The organism is Streptococcus taonis (genome assembly GCF_029948085.1).
Lineage (GTDB): Bacteria > Bacillota > Bacilli > Lactobacillales > Streptococcaceae > Streptococcus > Streptococcus taonis.
On sequence record NZ_JARZZP010000004.1, the window covers coordinates 128,484 to 153,080 of the forward strand.

The 24,597-nt window shown below is 40.3% G+C and carries 23 protein-coding genes; 4 read left to right on the forward strand and 19 right to left on the reverse strand.

Annotation, left to right across the window (positions count from 1 at the left end; all coding sequences use genetic code 11):
• Positions 1-62 precede the first annotated feature (62 nt).
• The 4 genes from QEZ38_RS03160 to rnc all read right to left on the reverse strand — a co-directional run bounded on the left by QEZ38_RS03160 (position 63) and on the right by rnc (position 5,790).
• Positions 63-641 carry an HD domain-containing protein gene (locus QEZ38_RS03160; protein ID WP_281335003.1) on the reverse strand — a complete coding sequence of 193 codons (579 nt, stop codon included), beginning with the start codon at positions 639-641 and terminating at the stop codon, positions 63-65.
• Between the two features lie 172 nt (positions 642-813).
• A complete protein-coding gene (locus QEZ38_RS03165; RefSeq protein WP_281335004.1) occupies positions 814-1,473 on the reverse strand; it encodes a trimeric intracellular cation channel family protein in 660 nt (219 codons plus the stop codon).
• An 88-nt stretch (positions 1,474-1,561) separates the two neighbouring features.
• Positions 1,562-5,101, reverse strand: coding sequence for a chromosome segregation protein SMC (gene smc, locus QEZ38_RS03170; protein ID WP_281335005.1), 3,540 nt, complete (start codon positions 5,099-5,101; stop codon positions 1,562-1,564).
• Positions 5,092-5,790 (reverse strand): ribonuclease III, encoded by a 699-nt coding sequence (rnc, locus tag QEZ38_RS03175; RefSeq protein ID WP_281335006.1) that lies wholly within the window; start codon positions 5,788-5,790, stop codon positions 5,092-5,094. The genes smc and rnc overlap by 10 nt, the downstream gene beginning before the upstream one ends.
• Positions 5,791-5,943: 153 nt before the next feature.
• On the opposite strand from rnc, the gene QEZ38_RS03180 reads away from it, so the two are divergent.
• From QEZ38_RS03180 to ffh, 3 genes are read left to right on the forward strand one after another with little or no spacing between them, the layout of a single operon-like run.
• Complete coding sequence (locus tag QEZ38_RS03180) at positions 5,944-6,276, forward strand: putative DNA-binding protein (RefSeq protein ID WP_281335007.1); 333 nt, start codon at positions 5,944-5,946, stop codon at positions 6,274-6,276.
• A gap of 2 nt (positions 6,277-6,278) precedes the next feature.
• Positions 6,279-6,494, forward strand: a complete 216-nt coding sequence (locus tag QEZ38_RS03185) for a 2-oxoglutarate:acceptor oxidoreductase (protein ID WP_281335008.1) — start codon at positions 6,279-6,281, stop codon at positions 6,492-6,494.
• Between the two features lie 17 nt (positions 6,495-6,511).
• Entirely contained in the window at positions 6,512-8,077 is a 1,566-nt protein-coding gene (ffh, locus tag QEZ38_RS03190) for a signal recognition particle protein (RefSeq protein ID WP_248034110.1), read from the forward strand.
• 29 nt (positions 8,078-8,106) lie between these two features.
• On the opposite strand, the gene QEZ38_RS03195 is transcribed toward ffh, so the two are convergent.
• The 6 genes from QEZ38_RS03195 to QEZ38_RS03220 all read right to left on the reverse strand — a co-directional run bounded on the left by QEZ38_RS03195 (position 8,107) and on the right by QEZ38_RS03220 (position 13,187).
• The gene (locus QEZ38_RS03195; RefSeq protein WP_248034108.1) at positions 8,107-8,997 is read right to left on the reverse strand and encodes an RluA family pseudouridine synthase; all 891 of its coding nucleotides are present in this window, start codon (positions 8,995-8,997) and stop codon (positions 8,107-8,109) included.
• Complete coding sequence (gene lspA, locus QEZ38_RS03200) at positions 8,987-9,448, reverse strand: signal peptidase II (protein WP_281335009.1); 462 nt, start codon at positions 9,446-9,448, stop codon at positions 8,987-8,989. Before lspA ends, QEZ38_RS03195 begins: the two co-directional genes overlap by 11 nt.
• A complete protein-coding gene (locus QEZ38_RS03205) occupies positions 9,445-10,353 on the reverse strand; it encodes a LysR family transcriptional regulator (protein ID WP_281335010.1) in 909 nt (302 codons plus the stop codon). The genes lspA and QEZ38_RS03205 overlap by 4 nt, the downstream gene beginning before the upstream one ends.
• A gap of 152 nt (positions 10,354-10,505) precedes the next feature.
• On the reverse strand, positions 10,506-11,111 hold the full coding sequence (gene sodA / locus QEZ38_RS03210) for a superoxide dismutase SodA (protein WP_281335011.1): 606 nt from the start codon (positions 11,109-11,111) through the stop codon (positions 10,506-10,508).
• Positions 11,112-11,180: 69 nt separating this feature from the next.
• Complete coding sequence (gene holA / locus QEZ38_RS03215) at positions 11,181-12,218, reverse strand: DNA polymerase III subunit delta (RefSeq protein ID WP_281335012.1); 1,038 nt, start codon at positions 12,216-12,218, stop codon at positions 11,181-11,183.
• 33 nt (positions 12,219-12,251) lie between these two features.
• Positions 12,252-13,187 carry a dihydroorotate oxidase gene (locus QEZ38_RS03220; RefSeq protein ID WP_281335013.1) on the reverse strand — a complete coding sequence of 312 codons (936 nt, stop codon included), beginning with the start codon at positions 13,185-13,187 and terminating at the stop codon, positions 12,252-12,254.
• 229 nt (positions 13,188-13,416) lie between these two features.
• Here QEZ38_RS03220 and gdhA point away from each other — a divergent pair, with 229 nt between their 5' ends.
• Positions 13,417-14,763: an NADP-specific glutamate dehydrogenase gene (gdhA, locus tag QEZ38_RS03225; protein ID WP_281335014.1), complete on the forward strand. Its 1,347-nt coding sequence runs from the start codon at positions 13,417-13,419 to the stop codon at positions 14,761-14,763.
• Between the two features lie 318 nt (positions 14,764-15,081).
• Here gdhA and alaS read toward each other — a convergent pair whose 3' ends face one another.
• The 9 genes from alaS to QEZ38_RS03270 all read right to left on the reverse strand — a co-directional run bounded on the left by alaS (position 15,082) and on the right by QEZ38_RS03270 (position 24,588).
• Complete coding sequence (gene alaS / locus QEZ38_RS03230; protein ID WP_281335015.1) at positions 15,082-17,700, reverse strand: alanine--tRNA ligase; 2,619 nt, start codon at positions 17,698-17,700, stop codon at positions 15,082-15,084.
• A gap of 16 nt (positions 17,701-17,716) precedes the next feature.
• Positions 17,717-18,202 (reverse strand): LURP-one-related/scramblase family protein, encoded by a 486-nt coding sequence (locus QEZ38_RS03235; protein ID WP_281335016.1) that lies wholly within the window; start codon positions 18,200-18,202, stop codon positions 17,717-17,719.
• A gap of 272 nt (positions 18,203-18,474) precedes the next feature.
• Entirely contained in the window at positions 18,475-18,726 is a 252-nt protein-coding gene (locus tag QEZ38_RS03240) for a hypothetical protein (protein WP_281335017.1), read from the reverse strand.
• Between the two features lie 142 nt (positions 18,727-18,868).
• Positions 18,869-19,939, reverse strand: a complete 1,071-nt coding sequence (locus QEZ38_RS03245) for an ABC transporter substrate-binding protein (protein WP_281335018.1) — start codon at positions 19,937-19,939, stop codon at positions 18,869-18,871.
• Entirely contained in the window at positions 19,936-20,709 is a 774-nt protein-coding gene (locus tag QEZ38_RS03250; protein ID WP_045763347.1) for an ABC transporter permease, read from the reverse strand. The genes QEZ38_RS03245 and QEZ38_RS03250 overlap by 4 nt, the downstream gene beginning before the upstream one ends.
• A complete protein-coding gene (locus QEZ38_RS03255; RefSeq protein WP_000754116.1) occupies positions 20,706-21,512 on the reverse strand; it encodes an ABC transporter permease in 807 nt (268 codons plus the stop codon). The genes QEZ38_RS03250 and QEZ38_RS03255 overlap by 4 nt, the downstream gene beginning before the upstream one ends.
• Complete coding sequence (locus tag QEZ38_RS03260; RefSeq protein WP_248034087.1) at positions 21,493-22,650, reverse strand: ABC transporter ATP-binding protein; 1,158 nt, start codon at positions 22,648-22,650, stop codon at positions 21,493-21,495. Before QEZ38_RS03260 ends, QEZ38_RS03255 begins: the two co-directional genes overlap by 20 nt.
• Before the next feature lie 162 nt (positions 22,651-22,812).
• Positions 22,813-23,718, reverse strand: coding sequence for a UDP-N-acetylmuramate dehydrogenase (gene murB / locus QEZ38_RS03265; RefSeq protein ID WP_281335019.1), 906 nt, complete (start codon positions 23,716-23,718; stop codon positions 22,813-22,815).
• Between the two features lie 117 nt (positions 23,719-23,835).
• Positions 23,836-24,588 (reverse strand): YhfC family intramembrane metalloprotease, encoded by a 753-nt coding sequence (locus QEZ38_RS03270; RefSeq protein ID WP_075231709.1) that lies wholly within the window; start codon positions 24,586-24,588, stop codon positions 23,836-23,838.
• Positions 24,589-24,597 lie beyond the last annotated feature (9 nt).

The window sequence follows — 24,597 nt, forward strand, 5'->3', positions numbered from 1 at the left end:
AGCTAAAAAGCCTTGGAAACAGCTTATTCCAAGGCTTTCTCTATATTTAGAGCCAGTCGTTATTAAAAATATAAGCCCTTTTCCACACTTTCCTGAATCAAGTCTTCCGTCAGTTTCCATAATTCTTCTGATTCACTTTTTATGAACTTTTTCTTTTCTAATACCATGTCTGCACTGATATTATCAGGATTATAATTGAATTCTGACACTTCTAAGTGATTTATCAGTGGTACCAATGCATCGATCACTCTTGCATATCTTGCTTCAGAACTCTGCCCTTTTTCAAATTCCAACCACAAATTTTTCATTTGTAAATATTTTTCTTCTGGAAGTATACTCATTGTTTTTTCTATAGATGCTAGTTCTCTATCATGAGAATGAAGCTTTTTTTCATCATCAAAAACCCAAGTATCTCCGGCATAAATCTCACCTAAATCATGAATCAATAACATAGAAATGACCTTCTCCATATTCAATTTTTCAGGATAATAATCTTGAAGAACCATCGCAGCTATGGCACCCTGCCAGGAATGCTCGGCACTATTTTCAAATCTGCCATCAAGAGTTCTATTAAATCTTATCACTGACTTTAATTTCTCTATTTCTTTAATAAAATCAACTGAATGTTTCAAATTACTCATTGCTATTCCTACCTTATTCTAAATTACAAATATATTAGCAAAAATTAATCTTGACATCATTAATTTCCCGTATTTGCAAAAAAATAACGCCTAATCCACATGAGATTAGACGCTGATAAAATGACTATTTTAAACTTATTTATGGGTTTGGAATCAAACTTTCAGCCATTCATCAATTCAAGGTTCTCTTATCCATATTTGGCAAAGAGAGTCGGAATTTAATGATGCAGAGTCGAATCACAAAACCAACAATAGAAACAATGATAAAGACAGTGATTCTTGGAAAGTGAAGGACAAAGGCCAACCAATAATAAATAACTCCAATTACGAAAGATAGAAGGGCATAAATATCTTCTTTTAGAACACTTGGTACTTCATTGATCAGGAGGTCTCGGATAATTCCACCACCTGCACCCGTTAAACAGGCCAAAATCCCTGCAGACATCAAATTTAGCTTACTATCCACTAAGGCTGTGGCTCCGATTAGAGAGAAGATAATTAACCCAATCGAATCAAAGATGAGGTAAGCTTCTCTCAACCACTTATAGAACTTTTTTTCATGACTAGCATTGGCCTGTTTTGAAGTTACAAAGACATACATGATAACCGCTACAAGGATAGAGACATAAATCGGGCTGGGATCAGCAAGAGAGGAAGGAAAACGACTGATAATAGAATCTCTCAAAATCCCTCCGCCTACTGCCGTTACAATTGCCAATAAACTAATTCCAAAAATATCTAATCGTTTACCAAATCCTTTGATGGCTCCTGAAGCCGCGAAGGCTATAGTCCCAATATAATTACAGATCATTAGGAATAGATCGAAATCCATATAAGCTCCTCAATTTATTTTTGTAACCCTCCGACTTCTTGAAGGTCATTCTAAATACTTTAGCTTGAAATGTTGTATCGAAAACAAACTAAGCATCCATATTTTCTAAATCTTTTAGTTTAACAGATACAATCTTAGAAACACCAGATTCTTGCATGGTCACCCCATAGATAGAGTCTGCTGCTGCCATGGTTCCCTTACGGTGGGTAACAACGATAAACTGGCTATCCTTGTCAAATCGGTTGAGATAATCCCCAAAGCGTTTAACGTTTGCTTCATCGAGTGCAGCTTCTACTTCATCCAAGATAACAAATGGAATGGTCTTGACCCGAATGATTGAGAAGAGCAAAGCCAGAGCTGACAAGGCCTTCTCTCCACCACTCATGAGATTGAGAGATTGGATTTTCTTGCCTGGTGGTTGCACAGAGATTTCAACACCTGCTGTCAATAAATCACCCTCGGTCAGGATTAGGTCTGCTTGGCCACCACCGAACATCTGCTTAAAGGTCACCTTAAAGGACTCACGAATAGCTTCGAATGTTGATTTAAATCGTTCCTTCACTTCATCGTTCATCTCTGTAATGGTTTCAAGAAGAAGATTTTTGGCAGAAAGAATGTCATCACGCTGACTATTTAAGAATTCCAAGCGTTCGTGAACTTCGTCAAACTGTTCAATGGCATCAAGATTGACTGGACCAAGTGAACGGATAGATTTTTCTAAATCCTTGACCTCTTGTTCAGCCATAGCTAAATCTTCCAATTGGTTGGCTTGTTCTAACGCTTCAGTATAACTAATCTGGTATTCTTCAGTCAGTTGACCTTGAAGATAGCGAAGGCGGTCCGTAATCTTCTCTTTAGTTGCTTCTGCACGTGTTTGCTTACGAATCCATTCTTCATTTTGCTGACGAGCTTGTTCTAAATGACTGGCTATATCATCCAACTGTCCTTCAATATCATCCAGTTCAAACTGCTTACGAATGAGCCCTTGTTGAATTTCTTCCTTCTGACTCTTGGCTTCTGCTTCCTGCTTGGCCAAAAGTTCTGTATCAACCTTTTCAAGATTGTCTACCTTTTCTTGGAGAAGGCGTTCAATCTCTTCTTGCTCCAAATCAAGGTTCTCAAGTTCTTTGTTAATCCGTTCAATATCTGCAACTTCATAACGTTTTCGCCCCATCATTTCTGTTTTGAGCAGACGTTCTTGAGAAAGTTTATCCTGCAAGCTTTGATAACGTTCTTGAATCGCATTTTTATTGGACTTGATTTCTTCAATTTCTGATTCAAGCTTTTGCTTTTCAGTTGAAATAACTGCAAGACGTTCTTGGCATTTTTCTTTTTCAGTTTGCCAATCTCCACCTCTGAGATTGTTTAATTCTTTTTCCTGAAGTTCTAAAAGTGTTGCTAGTTCCTCGACTTGCTGGCTAGTTTGTTGATAAGCAAGATATAAGCCCTGCTCCTCTATACGAGCTTGCTCTCCTTTAGACTTAATAGTTTCCAAAGTCTGAGTGAGGGTAGCTAAGTTTTCTTGAACTGTTTTCAGTTTTTCTTCTTCCTGACGAATCAACTTTTCTTCTTGAGCAATTTCTTTTTGCAATTGCTCCAATTCAGGCTTGATAAAAATACTGTTATTTTGACGATTGGCACCACCAGCATAAGAACCACCTGTTCGCAATTCTGTACCATCTAGCGTTACCATTCGAACCTGATAACGTACCTTGCGAGCTGCATCACGCGCATGCTCTACCGTATCAAAGATTGCTGTTGTAGCTAGCAAGTTTTTAAATATAGCTTCATGCTTGGCATCAAAAGTAACCAATTCATCTGCCATGCCAAGAAAACCTGGACTTGAGGCAATCACATCTTGATTCTGCCCAGAAATGCTACGAGCCTTAATCGTTGTCAAAGGTAGGAAGGTAGCGCGACCAGCTCGGTTTCTCTTAAGAAAATCGATGGCCTTTGTTGCTGCCTGTTCATCTTCAACGATAATGTGTTGGCTACTTGCACCAAGAGCAATTTCAAGTGCTGTCTGATAACGAACATCAAAGGTTAAATGTTCACTAACAGCTCCAACAATACCTCCTAGGCGATTTTTCTCTTGTAAAACACTCTTAACACCTGCATAGAAATTACTATGGTTTTTAAGGATGTTTTCCAAACTTTGTGCCTTGGCCTGCTTGTTTTTCAGACTATCCAAGCGATCAAATAGTTGATTTTGCTGGCTTTGATAAGCCTGCTTTTGTGCTTCTTCTTCTTTGGCACTGGTTTGATAGTCAGCGAGTAAGTTCTGTACTTCTTCTTTAGCAGACTTTAGGGCAAGCTCTTGATCAGCAGCCTTAGACTTGGCAGTAGCCAATTGTTCCTTCAAGGATGCGAATTGTTCTTCTTGCTTTTGAGTCTGTTGGCGACTATTTTCAAGGTCATTCTCAATCCGTGTCAATTGGTTAGACACATCCGCTTCTTCCTGCAAGAAAGCAACAAAGCGCTCCCGCAGTTGCTCAATCATCTGATCTGGATCATCAGAAAAAGCTAACAAATCAGCTTCTAAACGATTGACTTCCTTAGTATTGACTGCTAGATTTTCTTCTAACTGACTGAGATTTGTTTCTTTTTCTTCCTTCTCTTGAATGAGAACATTTCTCTTTTCGTCCAAACTAGCCAAACGAGTCTGTGCCTCTTGTTGATTGAGAGCAACCTGCTCTGTCTCCAGTTTAGACAAGGCCAATTTCCGTTCTAAATCACTGATTAGGGCAGTCAAATCCATCAAACTAGTTTGATCTTTAGCCATCTCTGCTTGTAAATCATGACGTTTCTTTTTGAGAGTTTGGTTCTCTTCTTCTAAGTCTTGACGTTTTTGATAATAACTAGTCAACAGTTCTTGGACTTGGTTTAATTCTTCTTCTGTCACATCCAATTCAGCCTTATTGGCTTGAATTTGTGCAACTAAAACATCCAAGTAGATGGCTTTACGCTGACCGTCCAAGTCCATAAATTTACGAGCTGTTGCTGCTTGCTTTTCTAATGGTTTGATTTGATTGTCTAACTCATAGATGATGTCTTCCAAGCGGTCTAAATTGTCCTGAGTTTGTTGCAGCTTGCTTTCAGTTTCTTTTCGACGGGTTTTATACTTCAAGACTCCGGCAGCTTCTTCAAAGATAGCGCGGCGTTCCTCAGGCTTAGAGTTAAAGATTTCTTCGACCTTCCCTTGGGAAATAATAGAGAAGGAATCACGTCCAAGTCCAGTATCCAAGAAAAGGTCATGAATATCACGAAGACGAACTTTTTTACCGTCAATCTTGTATTCACTGTCTCCAGTACGATAGATGTGACGCTCCACCTTGATTTCCTGGCCTGCATCCTTGATAAAACCATCTTGGTTATCCAAAGTAACAATAACAGAAGCGTAGTTTAGAGGCTTCCGACTTTCTGTTCCTGCAAAGATGACATCAGGCATCTTCCCACCACGAAGACTCTTGACACTAGATTCACCAAGTGCCCAACGGAGGCTTTCAGTGATATTTGATTTCCCAGAGCCATTTGGTCCTACAACCGCCGTCACCCCTTGGTCAAAAACAACCTTGGTCTTGTCAGCAAAGGACTTAAACCCTTGGATCTCAATTTCCTTTAAATACATGAATCCAGCCCTTTCTCAACTGCATTTTTAGCGGCTTCCTGCTCTGCTAATTTTTTGGAGCGTCCTTGACCGGAACCTAAACTTTGCCCCTCAACAAGGACTTCAACCTCAAACATCTTATCATGGGCTGGTCCAATCTCTGAAATCACCTGATAACGAATATCAACATCTCCATTAACTTGGAGCAATTCTTGAAGGTGGGTCTTGTAGTCTTTAATCATCTCAAAATCACCAGCCTCAACTTTTGGAATCATGACCTGGTAGATAAACTCTTTTACCGTAAGTAAATCCTTATCTAAAATCAAGGCACCCAAAAAGGCTTCGAAAGCATCTCCCAAGATGGTATCTCGATTACGGCCTCCAGATTTTTCCTCTCCCTTTCCTAGCTTGATAAATTGGTCAAACTGGCAGTCACGGGCAAAACCAGCCAAACTTTCTTCTCGTACAATCATAGCACGGAGTTTAGACAAGTCCCCTTCTGGTTTTTTAGGGTATTTTTTAAACAGATATTCTGAAATCAATAATTGCAGAACAGCGTCTCCTAAAAATTCCAAGCGTTCGTTGTGTGAAATTTTTAAGAGGCGGTGCTCATTGGCATAACTGGTATGGGTAAAAGCTGTTTCAAGTAAGCTTTTATCTGTAAAAACAAGTTTAAAATGGTCTTGTAACACTGATTCTAATTCTTTCATAACTACCTCTTTCTAAATCATTATAATCCTATCCATTATATCAAAAAAAGGCTTCATAGTCAGAAAAGAACAGTGAAAAGCTTATTTTCTAACTTCTAGCTAAAATCAGCCCCCAGCTAGCGGATTGGGCTTTTTTTTGGTATAATAAATCTTATGGAAATTGAAAAAACCAATCGAATGAATGCTCTGTTTGAATTTTATGCAGCCCTTTTGACCGATAAGCAGATGAACTATATCGAGCTCTACTATGCAGACGACTATAGTTTAGCTGAAATTGCGGAAGAATTTGGCGTCAGTCGCCAGGCTGTTTATGATAATATCAAACGAACTGAAAAGATTCTGGAAGACTATGAGATGAAACTCCATATGTACTCTGATTACATTGTTCGCGGTCAGATTTTTGACCAGATTTTGGAGCGTTATCCAGAGGATGCTTTTCTGCAAGAGCAAATTGAGATTTTGACCAGTATTGATAATAGGGAGTAATCATGGAAAATCTTGTTGTCTATAAAGGAATACCTTGCAAACTGTTAACTGCAGAGGAACCATTTCCTACAAGACTACAGATTATCTCGCCCAATGATATCTCCAAAGCTATGCAAATAGGTTTTAGCTGTTGGGGTTATCCAAATGAAATCATGAAAGAAGTCACACCCGAAGAACTAGAGTGTTTGCAACATTTCGGACGATTTCCACTGAATTGAAAAAATAGGAGAAAATAATGGCATTTGAAAATTTAACAGAACGTTTGCAGAACGTCTTTAAAAACCTACGTAAAAAAGGAAAAATTACAGAGAGCGACATCCAAGAAGCAACCAAGGAAATTCGTTTGGCACTTTTAGAAGCCGACGTTGCTTTGCCTGTGGTTAAGGATTTTATCAAAAAGGTTCGTGAACGTGCCATTGGGCATGAAGTCATTGATACCCTCAATCCAGCTCAACAAATCATCAAGATTGTCAATGAAGAATTGACAGATGTCCTTGGTTCGGACACAGCTGAGATTATCAAGTCACCAAAAATCCCAACCATTATCATGATGGTCGGTTTGCAAGGGGCTGGTAAAACAACTTTTGCAGGTAAACTTGCTAATAAACTCAAAAAGGAAGAGGATGCTCGTCCTTTAATGATCGCAGCTGACATCTATCGTCCTGCTGCTATTGACCAGCTCAAGACACTGGGACAACAGATTGACGTACCTGTATTTGCTCTTGGTACTGAAGTCCCTGCAGTTGAGATTGTTCGCCAAGGTTTGGAGCAAGCGAAAGCTAACCATAACGACTATGTTTTGATCGATACGGCAGGTCGTTTGCAAATTGATGAACTTCTCATGAATGAGCTCCGTGACGTTAAAGCACTTGCTCAACCAAATGAGATTCTCTTGGTCATCGATGCCATGATCGGTCAGGAAGCTGCAAACGTTGCGCGTGAATTTAACGCTCAACTAGAGGTCACTGGCGTCATCCTTACAAAGATTGATGGTGATACTCGTGGTGGTGCGGCCCTCTCTGTTCGTCACATCACAGGAAAACCAATCAAATTCACTGGTACTGGTGAAAAGATTACCGACATTGAAACCTTCCACCCTGATCGTATGGCTAGCCGTATTCTCGGTATGGGGGATATGCTGACTCTGATTGAGAAAGCTTCCCAAGAATACGACGAGCAAAAAGCCATTGAAATGGCTGAGAAGATGAGAGAAAATACCTTTGATTTCAACGATTTCATCGATCAGTTGGATCAGGTGCAAAATATGGGACCAATGGAAGATTTGCTCAAGATGATTCCAGGTATGGCCAACAATCCTGCCCTTCAAAATATGAAGGTGGATGAAAAACAAATTGCTCGCAAACGTGCCATCGTTTCATCTATGACTCCTGAAGAACGTGAAAATCCAGATTTGCTCACTCCAAGTCGCCGTCGTCGTATTGCAGCTGGTTCTGGTAATACCTTCATCGAAGTCAACAAGTTCATCAAGGACTTTAACCAAGCCAAACAACTCATGCAAGGTGTTATGTCTGGTGACATGAACAAGATGATGAAACAAATGGGCATCAACCCTAACAATCTTCCTAAAAATATGCCTGGAGGTATGGATATGTCAGTCCTTGAAGGTATGATGGGACAAGGTGGTATGCCTGACTTATCAGCTCTTGGCGTAGCAGGAATGCCAGATATGAGCCAAATGTTTGGTGGAGGTCTCAAGGGAAAAATCGGGGAATTTGCTATGAAGCAATCCATGAAACGCATGGCTAATAAAATGAAAAAAGCTAAGAAAAAACGCAAATAAAAAGGGACTCGCTTGAGTCCTTTTTCTGTCTAGTTATTTCGAAGTTTTTCCAAAGTCTCTTTAAAGATATCTGGAATATCAGCAGTAAATTCCATAGTTTCCCCTGTTTTAGGATGAGTAAATCCAAGCGTTTTGGCATGAAGAAATTGCCCATGTCCTTTCAAGGTTTTACGAGGGCCATAAACCTCATCACCAGCGACTGGATGACCGATGTAGGCCATATGCACACGGATTTGATGAGTTCGTCCTGTTTCCAGTTGCAACTCCAGCAATGTATAATCACCAAAACGTTCTAAGACTTGAAAACGTGTCACTGCTGGTTTGCCTTTAGCAGTCACAGCTTGTTTCTTACGGTCTTTTTCACTACGTCCAATCGGCGCCTCAATGACTCCACGGTCGTTAGGAAGATTCCCATGAACGATGGCCCAATATTTTCGAAGAGACTTCTTGTCCTTCAATTCTTGAGCTAGTGCTAAATGGGCATCATCGTTTTTAGCAATCATCAAGAGTCCAGATGTATCTTTATCAATACGATGGACAATCCCTGGACGCAAGACACCATTGATGCCCGATAGGTCCTTGATATGATACATAAGGGCATTAACCAAGGTACCACTGGTATGACCAGCACTTGGATGAACAACCATTCCTTGAGGTTTATTGACTACTGCTACATCCTCATCTTGGTAAATAATATCTAAAGGAATATCCTCAGCTACATACTCCAAAACCTCTGGTTCTGGCACCTGATAAGTAACGACATCGCCCTCTTGGACCGTATACTTGGCTTTCTTGACCTGGCCGTTGACCAAGACTTGGCCTGATTTGATTTGTTCATTGGCGAGACTTCGCGACAGTTCTGTCAAATCTGACAAAGCCTTATCTAAGCGTAGTCCACCTGTTTCAATTTTAATTTCCATTCATTTCCTCTTTTAGCATTGCAAGCAATAACACAACTACTCCTACTGTCAGATAACTATCAGCTACATTGAATATCGCGAAATTGATAAAGTCTAAGTGGAACATATCCACGACAAATCCTTGGCTAATGCGGTCAATAAAGTTCCCTAGACCACCTGCAATAATCAAAACCAATCCAGAGACAGTCCATAAGGAATCCTCCATGTGTTTATGGAGATACCAAATGGCACCTACCACGACGACCAGGGTAATGACAGCGAATAACAACTGCTGATCTTGTAAGATAGAAAAGGCTGCCCCCCTATTTTGCAGATAGGTCAAACTGACCAGATTTGGGATCCATGATTTAATTTCACCAAGAGAAATATTCTGAACGACGTAAGATTTTACCAATTGATCTAACACTATTAAGATTGCTATGACTCCTGCTACTATTCCTCTTTTTTTCATGCTTTCCTCTTCTGATCAAAATACTCTTGCATAACCTCTACAAATAAAGTCCCTGCTTGGCTCAAGTCTACTTCCTCACGTTTGACATAAACCATGCGATTATTAAGATTATCATTTAGTGGAATAACCGTGATTCCGTTAACACTATCGCTATCCAAAAATCCTGAACCAGTCGCATAAGCATTTGTTCTTTCAAGAATTCCGTTTAAGGTTGCACGGTCTGTTACGTTGAACATTTGAGAGCTAGCACTTGTATCCACAAAGTTTTCTGAGTAATAGAGATATTCATCCTTCTCTTGTGTGAAACGAACTGTTGGTAAATCGACTAAATCATCCATGACCAGTTCTTTTTTCTTAGCCAAGGGGTGACCTTCACGTAGATAGATATGCGTTTGGAAAGGAATCAACTCAATCACCTCGAGGTCTAACTTTTCAACCCGCTGCATGATTCCCTTTTGGTTTTGATTGTTGAGATAGATAATCCCAATCTCGCTGTGCCCTTGGGCTACTTCATCCAAAATCTGAACCGTTGTAGATTCAAAGATACGGAAATTCTTATAGTCTGGGTACTGTTGAGAAAAAGCTGTAATGGTTGGAGGTAAGAAATCATAGTGCTGGCTAGCTATTGAAAACTCATCTTTTTCCTCTTCAGGATTGGCATACTGGTTTTGGAAAACATCAAATCCCTTAACCAATTCTTGTGCCTTTTCATAAAATTCCATACCACGGCGAGTAAGAAAGGTTCCTGAACTGGTTCTACGAAAAATCTTAAAGCCTAGCTCTTTTTCCAAGTCTCTTACAGAAATAGATAGACTCGGCTGGCTAACGTACATCTTCTCAGCTGCTTCACGAAAAGTACCACTATTAGCAATAGCTACAACGTAGCGTAATTGTTGAATATTCATGATTTCTCCTTCGATTTCTATCTTATCATTATACCATAAATCAAGCCTATCCAACAAAGGAAAATCATGAGACAGATACTTCTTATCAGAGCAAACAAAAAACACCTTTCAAGTTAGATGCAAATTCTAACCAAAAGGTGTCGTTATTAAGATTATTTAGCTGCTGCGTAAAGCTCGTCTACTTTATTCCAGTTAATAACTGAGAAGAAAGCTTTGATGTAGTCAGGACGAACGTTACGGTATTTCACATAGTATGCATGTTCCCAAACGTCCAAGCCCAAGATTGGTTTTTTACCTTCTGAGATTGGTGTGTCTTGGTTTGCAGTTGAAGTTACTTCAAGCTTACCTTCTTTGTTCACAACCAACCAAGCCCATCCAGAACCAAAACGAGTTGTTGCTGCTGCAGTGAAGGCTGCTTGGAATTCTTCGAATGAACCGAAAGTTTCATCGATTGCTGCTGCAAGTTCTGCTGAAGGAGCTGTTTTTTCAGGAGTCATCAATTCCCAGAAAAGAGCGTGGTTCAAGTGTCCACCACCATTGTTGATAAGCGCTTGACGGATATCAGCTGGGATAGATTCTACGTCAGCGAGCAAAGCTTCAAGGTCTTCACCGATTTCAGGGTGTTTTTCAAGAGCTGCATTAGCATTGTTGACATAAGCTTGGTGATGCTTGTCATGGTGCAAGTGCATTGTTTCAGCATCGATGTATGGTTCTAATGCATCGTAAGCGTATGGAAGATCTGGTAAGATAATAGCCATCTGTAATACCTCTTTTTCTTTCTATATAAAGATGATAACGCAATCATCCTATTTTTTCAAGTTATTTGCTCAATTTGACTGGCTAGCAATCTGCAACAAAGCCTTCTCAAACAGGTAGCCTTTCTCATAAACTCCTGTCTTAATTTGGTAATCAGCTTGGATGAGATGACGAATAGAATTCTGGAGAAAATCAAGGGATAGTCTTCGAGAATCACGAAGGGCAAATTTGATTTGGTAGGGATTCGGATTGCGACCAAGATAGTGACCTAAACTGCTGACCATCTGGGACTCTGTCTGACCTGACTCTTGCAAAATTTTCACTTGTGTATAGAGTCTGAACTGCCCCAACATAATGGCAATCAGTTTAATCTCATCTTCTCCCTGCAAAGTCAAATCTTTTACTAAATCACGTGCCTGATCAATCTTCTTAGTCAATATTAACTGAGTTAAATCAAAGATATTATCCTGCAAAGTCTTTGGTATGGCCTCAACAATGTCTTCTTCAGTAATTCGGTCATCATCCTTATAAGACTGTAAGAAGAGTAGATTTTTCTGAATTTCACTGAATTGAAAACCTGATTTGATAAGTAACTGTTCGAAGGATTTTCCATCAAAGGAAAGTCCTTGTTCCTGAGACCACTTTTGAAAATAAGCTCGCATCTCTTGCTCTTTTGGTTCAAGGGCTTCAAAAATCTTGGCATCCCTCTTGAGCAATTTGACCAAACGTCTCTTACTATCCAGCTTCCCTTCAGCAAAAATAACTAATTTACTCGTCGGAGATGGATTTTCCAAATATTCTTCAAAAGCCTTAAGCTCGTCATCAGATAGATAGCGTTTTTTAGCTGTTGTTATATCAAGAAAATGATCTAAAATAACAATTTTTTCATCCGCAAAGAAAGGAAGGCTGACCAACTCCAGTTCCACATCCTTGTAAACTACTTCTTTCATATCAAAGTAGGCAAAGTTAAGGTCGGCAGAATCATAACCAATCTGTTTCAACACTTGACTCTTCATAACTTCAAACTGACCCTGATCTGTCCCTGTAAAAAGGCTCAGGCTCGGTAAATTTGATAAAGTCAACTTCTGACTTTCCCCAATAGCTAGCATCTTCTCTCCTTTCTTCTGATTTTTCGATTTTATTTAATCAATATAGCGCAATTTCCCACGGAAATCTTCAAGGCTTTCATAACCTTTTTCCGTCATGATTTCTTTGAGTTCCTTGGTAATACGCTCAAAAGCACCTACACCTTCTTTATGAAGGGTAGTTCCTACTTGCACCATACTGGCACCACATAGGATATGTTCAAAGGCATCACGTCCTGTTAATACTCCACCAGTTCCGATGATTTGAATTTCTGGATTCAAGCGTTGATAGAAAGCATGGACATTTGCAAGAGCTGTTGGTTTGATGTATTCTCCACCAATACCACCAAAGCCATTCTTTGGACGAATCACGACAGACTCATCTTCTATATAAAGACCATTTCCAATAGAGTTGACACAATTGACAAACTTGAGCGGATATTTGTTAAAGATTGCTGCAGCCTGGTCAAAATGAACAATATCAAAATAAGGTGGAAGCTTAATTCCTAATGGTTTTGTAAAATACTCAAAGACTTCTGACAAGATACGGTCTGTAGTTTCAAAGTCATAGGCAATCTGAGGTTTACCAGGAACATTTGGACACGAGAGATTGAGTTCAGTTAGACCTCGAAAATCACTTTCTTGAACCTTTTTCAAAATGGTATGAGTTTCCTCTGGAGACATTCCAACTAGAGATAGGAAGAAAGTTCGGTTTGGCTCTTTTTCCTGCAAGTCCAAAAGATAGTCCAGATAGTAGTCTAAACCATTATTTGGTAGCCCCATAGAGTTGATAGAACCGAGTGGAACATCTTGATAACGTGGTTCCGGATTTCCCTGACGAAATTCCAAGGTTGCTGTTTTAGTGACAAAGGTTCCTGCTGCTGAGTTTTTGACACCTTCCAACTCCTCAACTGTCATACAAGCAACTCCTGCTGCATTCATCAAGCAATTGTCAAACTCAAAACCAGCAATCTGTGTTTTAGTTGATACCATGATTCTGTTCCTCCAGATTCCTTTTTATGTCTATTATTATACCATACTTTGACTTTTGCTTTTCAATAAAACCATTTCCATAGAAAAGGTTCGTTTTTTAGCATGTTTTGAATCAGTCATTTTAAATTGAAAGAATTTTTAGAAAATTTATGTTTTTTTCTTTACACTGAAAAAATTTTCTGCTATAATGTCTCATGTAATAAAATATGACAACAAAAAGGAGAACGATATGACATCTGCTAAAGAATATATCCAAAGCGTGTTTGAAACTGTAAAAGCTCGTAACGGGCATGAGGCTGAATTTCTCCAGGCGGTTGAAGAATTCTTCAGTACCTTGGAACCTGTATTTGAAAAACATCCTGAATATATCGAAGAAAATATCCTAGCTCGTATCACTGAGCCTGAGCGTGTGATTTCTTTCCGTGTTCCTTGGGTTGACCGTCATGGAAAAGTTCAAGTTAACCGTGGTTACCGTGTTCAATTTAACTCAGCTGTTGGACCATATAAAGGGGGACTTCGTTTCCACCCAACTGTAAACCAAGGGATCTTGAAATTCCTCGGATTCGAACAAATCTTTAAAAACGTTTTGACTGGACTTCCAATCGGTGGTGGTAAAGGTGGATCAGACTTCGATCCTAAAGGCAAAACTGATGCTGAAGTGATGCGCTTCTGCCAAAGCTTCATGACTGAATTGCAAAAATACATCGGACCATCTCTTGACGTACCTGCTGGTGATATCGGTGTTGGTGGACGTGAAATTGGTTACCTTTACGGACAATACAAACGCCTCAACCAATTTGATGCTGGTGTCTTGACTGGTAAACCTCTTGGATTTGGTGGTAGCTTGATCCGTCCAGAAGCAACTGGTTACGGTTTGGTTTACTACACTGAAGAAATGCTTAAAGCTAATGATAACAGCTTTGCTGGTAAGAAAGTTGTGATTTCAGGTTCTGGTAACGTAGCCCAATACGCTCTTCAAAAAGCAACTGAACTTGGTGCAACTGTTATCTCTGTATCTGACTCAAATGGTTATGTCATCGATGAAAATGGTATCGACTTTGACCTTCTTACAGATGTTAAGGAAAAACGTCGTGCTCGTTTGACTGAGTACGCTGCAGAAAAAGCAACTGCTACTTACTACGAAGGTTCTGTATGGACTTATACTGGAAACTACGATATTGCTCTTCCATGTGCGACTCAAAACGAGATCAACGGTGAAGCTGCGAAACGCTTGGTTGCTCAAGGCGTTATCTGTGTATCTGAAGGTGCCAACATGCCTAGTGACCTTGATGCTATCAAAGTCTACAAAGAAAATGGCCTTCTGTATGGACCTGCTAAAGCTGCCAATGCTGGTGGTGTAGCTGTATCTGCCCTTGAAATGAGCCAAAACAGCCTTCGCCTTTCATGGACACGTGAAGAAGTTGACGGTCGCTTGAAAGATATCATGACGAACATCTTCAACACTGCTAAGACAACTGCAGAAAGTTACGGACTAGATAAAGACTACCTAGCAGGTGCAAATATCGCAGCCTTTGAAAATGTAGCAAACGCTATGATTGCCCAAGGGATTGTTTAATCCTAAAAATGAACTCCTCACAATTCGTGGGGAGTTTTTCTGATCCAAAAAATACCTACCCAAATGGATAGGTATTGTGAAATGAAATAGAATCTGAACAAATTTACCAGAGCAGTTAAGTCAATTTCTAGCATTTTTTAGAATTCACAGTGTACCGTTTTGTATTTAATCTGCTATAAATTCAAAATTGAAAAAATGTTTATATAGTGGATTAAAATAAGATATGAACAGAGAGATTAGGAAAGTCAAATTAATTTCTAGAAATATTTCTAGCAGCTGTAGTGTACTGTTATAGATTCAATCTACTATATTTTTAGATTACAATTTACCTGCTACTGCATCCAACAATTCTTGGATTCTCGCTTGGTTGCTTCCTCCTGCCATGGCCATGTCTGGTTTACCACCGCCACGTCCATCTACGATTGGAGCTAATTCTTTGATAACATTACCTGCATGTACCTCTTTTGTCTTGCTTGCAACAAGGACATTGACCTTGTCACCGATAGCTGCGACAAGAACAAGGACATCAGAGTAATCTTTTTGTTTCCAGTTATCCGCAAAGGTACGAAGGGCACCTGCATCTGATACTGAAACTTGGCTGGCAATGTAACGGTGGCCGTTTGCTTCTTGAACATTCTTGAAGACATTGCCTGCTGCCGCTGCCGCTGCTTTTTCCTTCAATTCTGCATTTTCTTTTTGCAATTGACGAAGTTGTTCTTGAAGTCCTTCAACTTTGTGAGGTACTTCTTTGAGTTGAGGAGCTTTCAAGGTTGCTGCGACTGCTTTCAGTGCATCTTCTTGGTCACGATAAGCTTCAAAGGCCTCTTTACCAGTCACTGCCAAGATACGACGAGTTCCTGATCCGATCCCTTCTTCTTTGACAATCTTGAAGAGACCAATTTCAGAAGTATTGCCAACGTGAGTACCACCACAAAGCTCTACTGAATAGTCCCCGATAGTGACTACGCGAACTTCCTTACCGTATTTCTCACCGAAGAGGGCCATAGCTCCCATTTCTTTGGCTGTATCGATGTCTGTCTCAACAGTCTTAACTGCGATGGCTTCCCAGATCTTCTCATTGACTTGTTGTTCAATAGCACGCAATTCTTCTGGAGTCACAGCTTGGAAATGGGTGAAGTCAAAGCGAAGGAATTCTACTTCGTTGAGTGAGCCTGCTTGAGTAGCATGATGTCCAAGGATATTGTGAAGAGCCGCATGGAGCAAGTGAGTGGCTGTGTGGTTCTTCATGACACGATGACGACGATTGCTATCGATAGCCAAAGTGTATTCTTGGTTCAATGCAAGAGGAGCAAGAACTTCAACGGTGTGCAATGCTTGTCCGTTTGGTGCTTTTTGAACATCTGTTACTGTAGCTACAACATTTCCTGCAGCATCCAAGATTTGTCCATGGTCAGCTACCTGTCCACCCATTTCAGCGTAGAATGGAGTTTCCGCAAAGATAAGTGAGGCAGTTCCTTCTGATACAGCTTCTACTTCAGCATTGTCAGCTACGATAGCAACCAACTTAGAAGACAATTGACTAGAATTGTAGTTGAAGACACTCTCAACAGTGATGTTTTGAAGGGTTTCATTTTGCATACCCATAGATCCACCTTTGACAGCAGAGGCACGCGCACGTTCTTGTTGTTCCTTCATGGCTGCTTCAAAACCTTCACGGTCTACAGTCATACCAGCTTCTTCAGCAATTTCTTCTGTCAATTCTACTGGGAATCCGTATGTATCATAGAGTTTAAAGACATCTTGACCAGTAATGACAGATTGTCCTTTTTCTTTCAAGTCTGCTACGATACCTTGAGCAAAGTGTTGACCTGAGTGAAGAGTACGAGCAAATGACTCTTCTTCGCTCTTAACGATTTTTTCGATAAAGTCACGTTTTTCAAGAACTTCTGGGTAGTAGCTTTCCATGATTTTTCCAACTGTTGGAACGAGTTTATAAAGGAAAGGCTCGTTGATGCCTAATTTTTGACCATGCATAGAGGCACGACGAAGAAGACGACGGAGGACATAACCACGACCTTCATTTCCAGGAAGGGCACCATCACCAATAGCAAATGAAAGAGAACGGATGTGGTCGGCAATGACCTTGAAGCTCATGTTGTCGCCATCTTGGTCGTAAACCTTACCAGATAATTTCTCAACTTCACGAATGATTGGCATGAAGAGGTCTGTTTCAAAGTTTGTCTTAGCCCCTTGGATAACCGCCACCAAACGCTCCAAACCAGCGCCCGTATCAATGTTTTTGTGTGGCAATTCTTTGTACTCGCTACGAGGAACAGCAGGGTCAGCGTTAAATTGTGACAATACAATGTTCCAGATTTCGATATAACGGTCGTTTTCGATATCTTCTGCAAGAAGACGAAGACCGATATTTTCTGGGTCAAAGGCTTCTCCACGGTCAAAGAAGATTTCTGTATCTGGTCCAGAAGGTCCAGCACCAATTTCCCAGAAATTGTCTTCAATTGGGATCAAGTGACTTGGATCTACTCCCACTTCAATCCAGCGGTTGTAAGAATCTGTATCAGCTGGGTAGTAGGTCATGTAGAGTTTTTCAGCTGGAAAGTCAAACCATTCAGGACTTGTCAAAAGTTCATAAGCCCAAGTGATAGCTTCGTCACGGAAGTAATCTCCAATAGAGAAGTTTCCCAACATTTCAAACATAGTATGGTGACGTGCAGTCTTCCCTACATTTTCGATGTCGTTGGTACGGATTGCTTTTTGCGCATTGGTAATCCGTGGGTTCTCAGGGATAATAGTCCCGTCAAAGTATTTCTTAAGTGTCGCTACACCTGAGTTGATCCATAAAAGGGTTGGATCGTTTACTGGAACCAAGCTAACTGATGGTTCGACAGAGTGGCCTTTACTTGCCCAGAAGTCAAGCCACATTTGGCGAACTTGTGCACTAGATAATTGTTTCATAAATATCTCCTTATTACTAATTTGATTGGCTTTCTAGCATTTCTACATAGTCGATAGCAACACATAGGGAAATGACTAGATCTGCATAAGATTCGTCGTAGACGGTCACGGTATAGGTAGAAGTGAAATGGAAAAGTTCCTTAGCAATATCCGCAATCACTTGATCACGGTTATCTAGCAATTTAAAATTCAAATCCCAGACGTTTCCTTCAATGCGAAGACCAAGATTGTCAAATTCATACTTATCCTTCCAGAAAGTCAACTTCTTACGGATATAAAAGCTATCTCCGTTACTCAGTTGAATTTCAAAACGTGGTAGGAAAGTTAAGACTTCTTTACGAATCTCACTAACCTGCTCACCCGCTTCATCATAGATGGTAAAGGTCTTTGGAATCTGAAAAAATGAACCTTCAACCTGATAGGCGACATTGCCTAACTCATCCTTGATATCAAAGCGTTCCCCACCTAGGCGAAATTTTTGTTTTACAAGAAATCTTCTCATAAGCAACTCCAAAAATAAAAGACAAATCCATATCACGAAGGGCGAAAAACCGCGGTACCACCTTCATTCAATGAACTTGTCATTCTTGATTCTTATGCAATTGTTACAATCGAGTAGCATGATTTTCTATCTTAGATGGCTCGCAGCACCGCCATTTCTCTGGACTAAGATGGAGAGAAAATCAATTCTCAACATTCCTATTATACTGTTTTTTTGAATTTGAGTCAACTGGAAATAATTACATTTAAACAACCAAATCCCTATATCTCTGATTACTTTTTCAGGATATATTTTTTCTTACTGCTATCACTCTTTTTATCCCAACTTTTATCCCACATTTTCGAATTGCTAAAGATAGCTACGAAAATATTTGCAAATATAAAGAACCCTATCACCAAATGTATAGAATCAGTTGTTAGGTATTGCCGATCCAAGCCATCCTTTAAATGGAATAGTATAATTGTTTCGTTAACAATCAAAAAGGTTGGCCAATAACTTTTTTTAAAAAAAGTAGATATTTTCATGATTTGTTATCGCTTTCCATATAGATAAACTTAGTATACTACTAGGCTATAAAATAAGCAAATAGGATAGTAAAAATATAAAGCTATACAACCATTCAAAAAACGAATCAGATTGACTGATTCGTTTCGTGACTGCTAACTCCTACTTCCGATACATTTTAAATTGTAGGAAGAGGTCGCTGTAGATACCTGTCCATTTATGGTCAAATTTCTCATAGACCTCTAGGTGTTTCATAGTGTCTGCGTCTGGATAGAAGGACTTGTCCTCTTTGGTCTCCTCAGGGAGCATTTCCTTAGCAGGATTGTTTGGTGTTGAATAGCCGACATACTCTGCATTTTTGAGAGCATTTTCGGGCTTCAACATAAAGTTGATAAAGGCATAGGCAGCGTCCTGGTTCTTAACTGTCTTAGGTATCACCATATTGTCAAACCAGAGATTGCTGGCCTCAGTCGGTACGACATAGCGGAGATTTTCATTTTTCTCCAGCATCTGGCTGGCTTCTCCTGAGAAGGTCACACCAATGGCAGCATTATTCTGAATCATGTACCCCTTCATCTCATCCGCAACAATAGCCTTGATATTAGGTGTTAGCTTATAGAGCTTGTCTACCGTTTCCTCCAACTGCTGTGGATCTTTAGAGTTGAGGCTATAGCCTAGCGAGTTAAGACCTAAACCAAGTACTTCACGCGCCCCATCAAAAAGCATAATGGAGTTCTTATACTCTGGCTTCCAAAGGTCATCCCAATGTTCAGGCGCTTCTTCCACCATAGTCTCATTGTAGACGATTCCCAAGGTCCCCCAGAAGTATGGGATAGAGTACTGGTTGTTGGGATCAAAGGACTGGTTGAGAAATTCAGAACCGATATTCTCAATGCCCTCAATCTTACTATAATCCAGTGGAACTAGAAGGTCTTCATCCTTCATCTTGTTAATCATGTACTCACTTGGAATGGCAATATCATAGGTTGTCCCACCCTGCTTAATCTTGGTATACATGGCTTCGTTGGAGTCAAAGGTCTCATACTGGACTTGGATTCCTGTTTCTTCTGTAAATTTCTCCAGAAGTTCAGGGGCGATATAGTCTCCCCAGTTGTAGATAACCAATTTTTGACTATCACGACTATTGATTTTACTATCAAGATGATAGGAAATCCCCCACAAGACAAGGATAATGGCTAGAATTCCTGCTAAAAATGAATAGAGTCGTTTCATGCTTGCTCCTCCTTCTCACGTGAAATGAAGTAATATCCGACAACTAGGATAATACTAAAAAGAAAGACCAAGGCTGAAAGAGCATTGATTTCTAGAGAAATTCCCTTACGAGCCCGAGAGTAGATCTCGACTGATAGGGTTGAAAAACCATTCCCCGTTACAAAGAAGGTCACAGCAAAGTCATCTAGTGAATAGGTGAATGCCATGAAGTAACCTGCAATAATAGACGGCGTTAGGTAAGGAAGCATAATTTCCTTGAACATCTGGAACTGGCTGGCACCAAGGTCATAGGCCGCATGGATCATATCCCCATTCATCTCTTTCAATCGAGGCAAGACCATGAGCACTACGATTGGAATGGAGAAGGCCACATGACTAGAAAGAACTGTCAAAAATCCAAGTGAAAACTTGAGTTGTGTAAAGAGAATCAAGAAACTGGCACCAATCATGACATCTGGTGCAACCATCAAAATGTTATTAAGTGATAGGAAGGCTTCTTGGTATTTTTTTCGAGATTGGTAGATGTAAATGGCACCAAAAGTCCCAATGACAGTCGCAATCAGGGCTGATAGGAAGGCTAGTAAAAAGGTCTGAACCAAGATTAGCATGAGTCTTCCATCGCCAAACATGGTTTCAAAGTGAGACAAACTAAAGCCTGTAAAGCTATTCATATCATCCCCAGCATTGAAGGCATAACCAATCAAGTAAAAGATTGGCAGATAGAGGACGATAAAGACAAAGGCTAGGTAAAGATTTGATAATTTTTTCATCGTTCTCTCCTTTCCTTAGTCACCCACATGGTGATAAACATGGTTAGGATAAGAACAACACCAATAGTTGAACCCATACCGTAGTTGTCATTGGTAAGGAAGTTCTGCTCAATAGCAGTCCCCAAGGTGATCACTCGGTTCCCACCAATCAAACGCGTCAGCATGAAGAGACTTAAACTCGGGATAAAGACAGATTGGACACCACTTCGCACTCCGTTCATTGACAGAGGGAAGATGACATGACGGAAAGTTTCCCACTTGGTTGCACCAAGGTCATAGCTGGCATTAATGAGATTGTTATCCATATCATCCAAGACATTGAAGATTGGCAAAATCATAAATGGAAGCTCGATGTAGCTTGCAACAAAGATAAATGAGAAATCCGTAAAGAGCAACTGCTGCGAACCGATTCCGATAAATTCCAGGAATTGGTTGATAGAGCCATTTTGCCCAAAAATCCCGATAAAGGCATAGGCCTTGAGGAGAAGGTTGATCCATGTTGGCAAGATGATCAGCATGAGCCAGAGTTGACGGTGTTTAAGACGAGTCAAAAAGAGGGCTGTTGGATAACTGATAAGAAGTGTCACTAGAGTTACAATCCCAGCATAGAGAACTGAGTTAAAACTCATTTTGAGATAGGTCAAATTTTGTGACGCAAAGTAGGATTTATAGTTTTCTAAACTGAACTGGCCTTCAATGTTGAAAAAGGATTGCCCAAAAATCAAGACCAAGGGTGCCAAAACAAAGAGTGCAATCCAAAGCATGTAGGGCACTACAAAGAGTTTAGAGGTTGTTTTCTTCATCTCTTTCCTCCTCAATAGCGTTAATCAAACCTGCTTCTTGCTCTTCGATTTCTACATATTCCTCAATACGAGCATCGAATTCTTCTTCTGTTTCATTAAGACGCATGATGTGGATGTCTTCTGGTTCAAAGTCCAGACCGATTTCCTCGCCCACAATAGCTTTGCGAGTCGAGTGAATCATCCATTCATTGCCAAGTTCATCATAGGCGATAATCTCATAGTGAACTCCACGGAAGAGCTGAGTATCAACCTTAACTTGAAGTTTTCCTTCTTCTGGAAGGGTAATGCGCAAGTCCTCTGGACGAATCACGACTTCGACTGGTTCATTTGGCTTCATCCCACCGTCGACCGCTTCAAATCGTTTACCGTTGAATTCCACCAAGTAGTCCTCAATCATGGTTCCTGGCAAGATGTTTGATTCACCGATAAAGGTTGCAACAAAGTGGTTGATTGGCTCGTCGTAGATATCAACTGGTGTACCAGACTGAACGATTTCTCCATCATTCATAACGAAAATCCAGTCACTCATGGCCAAGGCTTCTTCTTGATCGTGGGTAACAAAGACAAAGGTAATGCCCAATCGCTGTTGCAGTTCACGCAGTTCGTACTGCATGTCTGTTCGCAATTTCAAGTCCAAGGCTGACAAAGGTTCATCCAACAAGACCACACGAGGCTGGTTGATAATCGCACGCGCAATAGCTACACGCTGGCGTTGTCCTCCAGAAAGCTTACGAATAGAACGTTTTTCGAAACCTTCCAACTGTACCATCTTTAGAACTTCTAATACACGTTGTTCGATTTCTTTTTTATCGACCTTACGCAAACGCAATGGAAAGGCAACATTTTCAAAGACATTCATATGCGGAAACAAGGCATATGATTGGAAGACTGTATGAACATCACGTTTATTGGTTGGGATATCATTGATACGGACACCGTCTAGCATGATATCACCAGTTGTTGCATCCAACAAACCTGCAATGATATTGAGGATGGTTGATTTACCAGATCCTGAGGCACCGAGAAGTGTGTAGAACTTCCCTTCTTCCAACTCAAAGTTAATATCCTTGAGAACCTTGGTGTTGCTATCTTCAAAAACTTTAGAAACGTTTCTGAATTCGATAATTGGTTTTTTCAATTGGCATAAATTCCTTCTTTTTCATAGATTAACAGATCAGGGCTCTGTCAGGCCGCTACTACCTCTTGCAGGGAGTTAGACCACCTGCATATATCTTCGCTACCGATAGGCTTTCACCCCCTTTACATGTCTAGTTAGTAGCAGCTAGGCTATTTCTACTATTTACTCATGTTCACCCAAGATACGAACTTCTCGCTCGAGAGTAACACCTGAGTGTTCTTTAACCTTTTCAATGACAGACTCGATTAATTCCTCATAGTCCTTAGCAGTTCCATCCGCAATATTAACCATAAAGCCTGCATGCTTTTCTGAGACTTCGACGCCACCGATACGATAACCTTTCAATCCTGCTTCTGCAATCAATTGACCTGCAAAATGACCCACTGGACGTTTAAAGACTGATCCACATGAAGGATACTCTAAAGGTTGCTTGAGTTCACGAAGGTGGGTCAATCGATCCATTTCTTGTTTGATAGTCTCATAATTTCCTGGCGATAGTGCAAACTTAGCAGATAGGACAACTGCTCCAGATGCTTGAATGGCTGAATGACGATAACCAAAGGCCAAATCTTTAGCAGATATGGTTTCGATTTCACCTTCCTTAGTCAAGATTTGACAAGACTGTAGAACATGAGCAATCTCACCACCATAAGCCCCAGCATTCATAAAGACAGCACCACCAACGCTTCCTGGAATTCCACAAGCAAACTCAAAACCAGTCAAACTATGACGGAGGGCAATACGAGTGGTTTCAATCAAGTTCGCTCCAGCTTCAGCCTCAATAGTGTAACCATCAACAGAAACGTTATTAAGCTTGTCACACATGATTACAAAGCCACGGACTCCACCCTCACGAACGATAATGTTACTTGCATTTCCAAGAACCATCCAAGGAATGTTTTCCTGATTGGCAAATTTTACCACACGAGCCATCTCATAGCGATTACGAGGAAATACTAAATAATCTGCCTTCCCTCCAACTTTGGTATAGGTATAAGTTTTTAGCGGTTCATCGAATCGAATATCGATTCCTTCTAAGGTTTCTTTTAGTTTATCTAATACGGTCATTTTTCTAATCCTTTTATAAAATTCATTCCATTATACCATTTTTAGCGTTTTTTTTCGATGATTTGGTTAGCTTTTTCAAAAGCTCAAACTAAAAAGAGGATGAACCTCTTTTTTGTATTATTGCTTTTTATAAAAGATCGTTTTTGTAAAGTAAATAAAAATAATAACTTCCACTGCTAACAATCCTTCTACGAGAAGTGGATTTGACAACCAACCAACTTGAGATAGGCTCGGAGCCAAATCAAATAGGGCGTGCAAACCATAAGCCGCTACTAGGTAAATCCATTTCTTTTGGCGAACTGCTTGATAAACCCAGAAGGTCAAACCGACTTGAAGAAGTAAGGCTAGGATTCTCTCTAGTCCCAAAAGGTAAATCTGCCATGCTGCTAGATTGTTAATCGTAGCAAGCGTACTCTCAGGTAAGAGTTGCATGATGGCTGGATTTTGCGATTCTACTGCTGAAAAGAGGATGAAGAGATTGAGTAAACTTGCAATTCCGATATAAATCATTTCTAGCCCACCATGACCAAGACCATAGGCGAGGGCATCTGAATCTTCCATCTCTCTTTTTTTGTTCAACCATTTGAAAAAGATTAGTCGAGCTGTTTCTTCAAACAAAGCAGCCATACAGATCCCGTAAATCACATATAGAAGGGGATTTTCCGTCATGAGTGGAACTGTCCCATCCTTTTGTGGATGAAGAACCAAGAGATGAACGATTTTCTCCAAGACCTGAGATGAAGCAAAAAATGCAACTGCCCCAAGTCCCAAAACTGCAAAATTAATCTTGTATTTCTTTCTTGCGTACCAAACTGCTGCAATGAGGACGGCAAACAAGGCCACCATCGTTATTATTACATGAATTTTCATATTTGACTC

Bases quoted from the DNA above. Each gene is read 5' to 3' on its own strand.
- QEZ38_RS03160 (WP_281335003.1), bottom strand. From the start codon at position 641: ATGAGTAATTTGAAACATTCAGTTGATTTTATTAAAGAAATAGAGAAA.
- QEZ38_RS03165 (WP_281335004.1), bottom strand. From the start codon at position 1,473: ATGGATTTCGATCTATTCCTAATGATCTGTAATTATATTGGGACTATA.
- smc (WP_281335005.1), bottom strand. From the start codon at position 5,101: ATGTATTTAAAGGAAATTGAGATCCAAGGGTTTAAGTCCTTTGCTGAC.
- rnc (WP_281335006.1), bottom strand. From the start codon at position 5,790: ATGAAAGAATTAGAATCAGTGTTACAAGACCATTTTAAACTTGTTTTT.
- QEZ38_RS03180 (WP_281335007.1), top strand. From the start codon at position 5,944: ATGGAAATTGAAAAAACCAATCGAATGAATGCTCTGTTTGAATTTTAT.
- QEZ38_RS03185 (WP_281335008.1), top strand. From the start codon at position 6,279: ATGGAAAATCTTGTTGTCTATAAAGGAATACCTTGCAAACTGTTAACT.
- ffh (WP_248034110.1), top strand. From the start codon at position 6,512: ATGGCATTTGAAAATTTAACAGAACGTTTGCAGAACGTCTTTAAAAAC.
- QEZ38_RS03195 (WP_248034108.1), bottom strand. From the start codon at position 8,997: ATGGAAATTAAAATTGAAACAGGTGGACTACGCTTAGATAAGGCTTTG.
- lspA (WP_281335009.1), bottom strand. From the start codon at position 9,448: ATGAAAAAAAGAGGAATAGTAGCAGGAGTCATAGCAATCTTAATAGTG.
- QEZ38_RS03205 (WP_281335010.1), bottom strand. From the start codon at position 10,353: ATGAATATTCAACAATTACGCTACGTTGTAGCTATTGCTAATAGTGGT.
- sodA (WP_281335011.1), bottom strand. From the start codon at position 11,111: ATGGCTATTATCTTACCAGATCTTCCATACGCTTACGATGCATTAGAA.
- holA (WP_281335012.1), bottom strand. From the start codon at position 12,218: ATGCTAGCTATTGGGGAAAGTCAGAAGTTGACTTTATCAAATTTACCG.
- QEZ38_RS03220 (WP_281335013.1), bottom strand. From the start codon at position 13,187: ATGGTATCAACTAAAACACAGATTGCTGGTTTTGAGTTTGACAATTGC.
- gdhA (WP_281335014.1), top strand. From the start codon at position 13,417: ATGACATCTGCTAAAGAATATATCCAAAGCGTGTTTGAAACTGTAAAA.
- alaS (WP_281335015.1), bottom strand. From the start codon at position 17,700: ATGAAACAATTATCTAGTGCACAAGTTCGCCAAATGTGGCTTGACTTC.
- QEZ38_RS03235 (WP_281335016.1), bottom strand. From the start codon at position 18,202: ATGAGAAGATTTCTTGTAAAACAAAAATTTCGCCTAGGTGGGGAACGC.
- QEZ38_RS03240 (WP_281335017.1), bottom strand. From the start codon at position 18,726: ATGAAAATATCTACTTTTTTTAAAAAAAGTTATTGGCCAACCTTTTTG.
- QEZ38_RS03245 (WP_281335018.1), bottom strand. From the start codon at position 19,939: ATGAAACGACTCTATTCATTTTTAGCAGGAATTCTAGCCATTATCCTT.
- QEZ38_RS03250 (WP_045763347.1), bottom strand. From the start codon at position 20,709: ATGAAAAAATTATCAAATCTTTACCTAGCCTTTGTCTTTATCGTCCTC.
- QEZ38_RS03255 (WP_000754116.1), bottom strand. From the start codon at position 21,512: ATGAAGAAAACAACCTCTAAACTCTTTGTAGTGCCCTACATGCTTTGG.
- murB (WP_281335019.1), bottom strand. From the start codon at position 23,718: ATGACCGTATTAGATAAACTAAAAGAAACCTTAGAAGGAATCGATATT.
- QEZ38_RS03270 (WP_075231709.1), bottom strand. From the start codon at position 24,588: ATGAAAATTCATGTAATAATAACGATGGTGGCCTTGTTTGCCGTCCTC.